This window comes from Mycobacterium sp., assembly GCF_046095365.1.
In the GTDB taxonomy this organism is placed as follows: domain Bacteria; phylum Actinomycetota; class Actinomycetes; order Mycobacteriales; family Mycobacteriaceae; genus Mycobacterium.
The window spans coordinates 1-3,300 of sequence record NZ_JBJTJF010000130.1 but is presented as its reverse complement, the minus strand read 5'-3'; the positions used below and the strand labels follow the sequence as shown (position 1 = coordinate 3,300).

General features: G+C 68.5%; 1 protein-coding gene and 1 pseudogene. Both read left to right on the top strand.

Annotated features, from left to right (window positions below; translation table 11 throughout):
• Positions 1 to 1,419: pseudogene (locus tag ACKOQ4_RS10630) on the top strand (hypothetical protein); the annotation flags it as partial.
• Between the two features lie 108 nt (positions 1,420 to 1,527).
• Positions 1,528 to 3,300, top strand: a 1,773-nt coding sequence (gene secA / locus ACKOQ4_RS10625) for a preprotein translocase subunit SecA (RefSeq protein ID WP_526291595.1), incomplete at its 3' end; no start/stop codon positions are given.

Sequence of the window (3,300 nt, the reverse complement as noted above, 5' to 3'; positions counted from 1 at the left end):
GGGCCGCACCCGCGAGTCGGATCGGGCCGGCTGGACGGCTGCCGCCGGCAGCGACACCGGAGTCGACGGGACGACGGCGGTGTCCGCGGCGGCGGCGCTGCGACCCCGCACGCGCGACCGGGCCTCGGCCCCGGGCGTGCCGGCACCGGGGTGGGCCGAGCCGCGCACCACGGGCTTCGGGGTACCTCCGGTGCCGGAGGAATCCCCCCGCGTGGTGTCGGCGGAGGCGACCGGCGTCGCGCAGGCGTTTTCGGCGCCGGTGGCGCCGGCGGCACCGGGGGTGCGGCCGCGCAGGGCGGCTCCGGCGGGGCCGGTGGAGTCCTGTTCGGCGCCGGCGGCGCCGGCGGCGCCGGCGGCGTCGCGGCGGCCGGCGGCGACGGGGGCCGCGGCGGACTGTTCGGAACGGGCGGTGCGGCGGGGGACGCCGGGGGTGCGGCGACGGTCCAGATCGAATACAACTCCCAGCAGGAGAACGTCGGGGTCAGCATCTGGTTGAACGGCAGCACGGTGCCGGTCACCGCGGAGGTCGACACCGGCTCGGCAGGTCTGATCGCCATGCCCGATCAGGTGGACGAAAACAATCTCGGCCCCACAACCGGGGAGCAGGGCAGCGGGGGCTATGCGGACTGGGCGCGTTTCACCTACACCGTCTACGAGATGTCGCTCGACTTCGGCAACGGAATACAGACGGCGGGCACCCCCGTCGGTGTGGTCAATGCGGTCGAGGAGTTGGTCGACGGGACGTGGGTGTCGGTTCCCCGAGCGAAGTGGTCGGAGGACAAGTACGCGGTGATCCTGCCCCAGCCGGTGCTGGGCGTGGGGCCCTACACCGGCTACCCGGTCTCCAGCCCGATCCGATCCTTGCCCGGCGGTCTCGGCGAAGGCTTCCTCATGAACGGGCCGCTGTCTGAGAACGGGAGGGTTCCCGCGGACGGCGCGGTGGGCGAGTTGACGTTCGGGTCCAACCCGTTACCCGCGGTCACCATGGTCGAGGGGTGGTTCTACACGCCGTATCTGTTGATGGAGGTCTCCTACGACTGCGGCAACAAGCCCGCTGCCGAATGCTCGACGGGGATCATCCCGGTGACCTACGGCACCATCGACAGCGGAGGCCTCGGTGGCGGCGTCTCCACCGACCAGCTTCCGAAGACCATCAAGGTCGAGCCGACCAACGATCTGCCCGACGGGACGACCATTTCGGTGTATCAGCCCGACAGGACCCTGATCTACACGACGACCGTCGACTCCAGTAACGGAATGCCGGTCAGCCAGGTATGGCAAGCCGACCTCTACTTCAACACCGGAATCATCCCCTTCTTCCAGGGGCCGATTTACTTCTCCTACACACCCACCTACACCCCCGGGGAACAACCCCCCGCAGGCTCGGGATACGGGGGCACGACGTACTTCGACTTCTAGGCCACGCGGCCGGTCAGGGCGGGCTGGCGAGCCGGCTCGGCGGTTCACCTAGGATGGGGGCACCGAAAACCCCCGCGGGGGATGCTTCCTAGTTCTTCAGGGGAAAACGTGCTGTCTAAGTTGTTGCGCATCGGCGAAGGCCGCATGGTCAAGCGGCTCCGGGGGGTCGCGGACTACGTCAATACGCTCTCCGACGACGTCGAGAAGCTCACCGACGCCGATCTGCGGGCCAAGACCGACGAGTTCCGCCAGCGCATCGCCGACGGCGCCGCGCTCGACGACGTGCTGCCCGAGGCGTTCGCGGTGGCCCGCGAGGCGGCCTGGCGGGTGCTGGGCCAGCGCCACTTCGACGTCCAGGTGATGGGCGGGGCGGCCCTGCACTTCGGCAACGTCGCCGAGATGAAGACCGGTGAGGGCAAGACCCTGACCTGCGTCCTGCCGGCCTACCTCAACGCGCTGAGCGGCAAGGGCGTGCACGTCGTCACCGTCAATGACTACCTGGCCAAGCGCGACAGCGAGTGGATGGGCCGCGTGCACCGCTTCCTGGGCCTGGAGGTCGGGGTGATCCTGTCCGGCCTGAACTCCGACGAGCGCCGCGAGGCCTACGCCGCGGACATCACCTACGGCACCAACAACGAGTTCGGCTTCGACTATCTGCGTGACAACATGGCGCACTCGCTGGAGGAGCTGGTCCAGCGCGAACACAACTTCGCCATCGTCGACGAGGTCGACTCCATCCTCATCGACGAGGCCCGCACCCCGCTGATCATCTCCGGCCCGGCCGACGGCGCCTCGCACTGGTACACCGAGTTCGCCCGGCTCGCGCCGATGATGGAGAAGGACGTCCACTACGAGGTCGACCTGCGCAAGCGCACCGTCGGCGTGCACGAGGTCGGCGTGGAGTTCGTCGAGGACCAGCTCGGCATCGACAACCTCTACGAGGCCGCCAATTCCCCGCTGGTCAGCTACCTCAACAACTGTCTGAAGGCCAAGGAGCTCTTTCACCGCGACAAGGACTACATCGTCCGCGACGGCGAGGTGCTCATCGTCGACGAGTTCACCGGCCGCGTGCTGATCGGCCGCCGCTACAACGAGGGCATGCACCAGGCCATCGAGGCCAAGGAGAAGGTGGAGATCAAGGCCGAGAACCAGACGCTGGCCACCATCACCCTGCAGAACTACTTCCGGCTCTACGGCAAGCTGGCCGGCATGACCGGCACCGCCGAGACCGAGGCCGCCGAGCTGCACGAGATCTACAAACTGGGCGTCGTGCAGATTCCCACCAACCGCGACATGGTCCGCAAGGACCAGTCCGACCTGATCTACAAGACCGAGGAGGCCAAGTTCATCGCGGTCGCCGACGACATCGCCGAGCGCTACGAGAAGGGCCAGCCGGTGCTGATCGGCACCACCAGCGTCGAGCGCTCGGAGTACCTGTCGCGGATGCTGACCAAGCGCAACATCCCGCACAACGTGCTCAATGCCAAGTACCACGAGCAGGAAGCCGCCATCATCGCCGAGGCCGGCCGGCGCGGCGCGATCACGGTGGCCACCAACATGGCCGGCCGCGGCACCGACATCGTGCTCGGCGGCAACGTCGACTTCATCCTCGACCAGGAGCTGCGTGATCGCGGACTGGATCCGGTGGAGACGCCCGACGAGTACGAGGCCGCCTGGCACGAGGAGCTGCCGGTGGTCAAGGCACAGGCCGCCGAGGAGGCCGAGAACGTCTGCGAGGTGGGCGGGCTCTACGTGCTGGGAACCGAGCGCCACGAGTCGCGGCGCATCGACAACCAGCTGCGCGGCCGCTCCGGCCGCCAGGGCGACCCCGGCGAGTCCCGGTTCTACCTGTCGCTGGGCGACGAGCTCATGCGCCGGTTC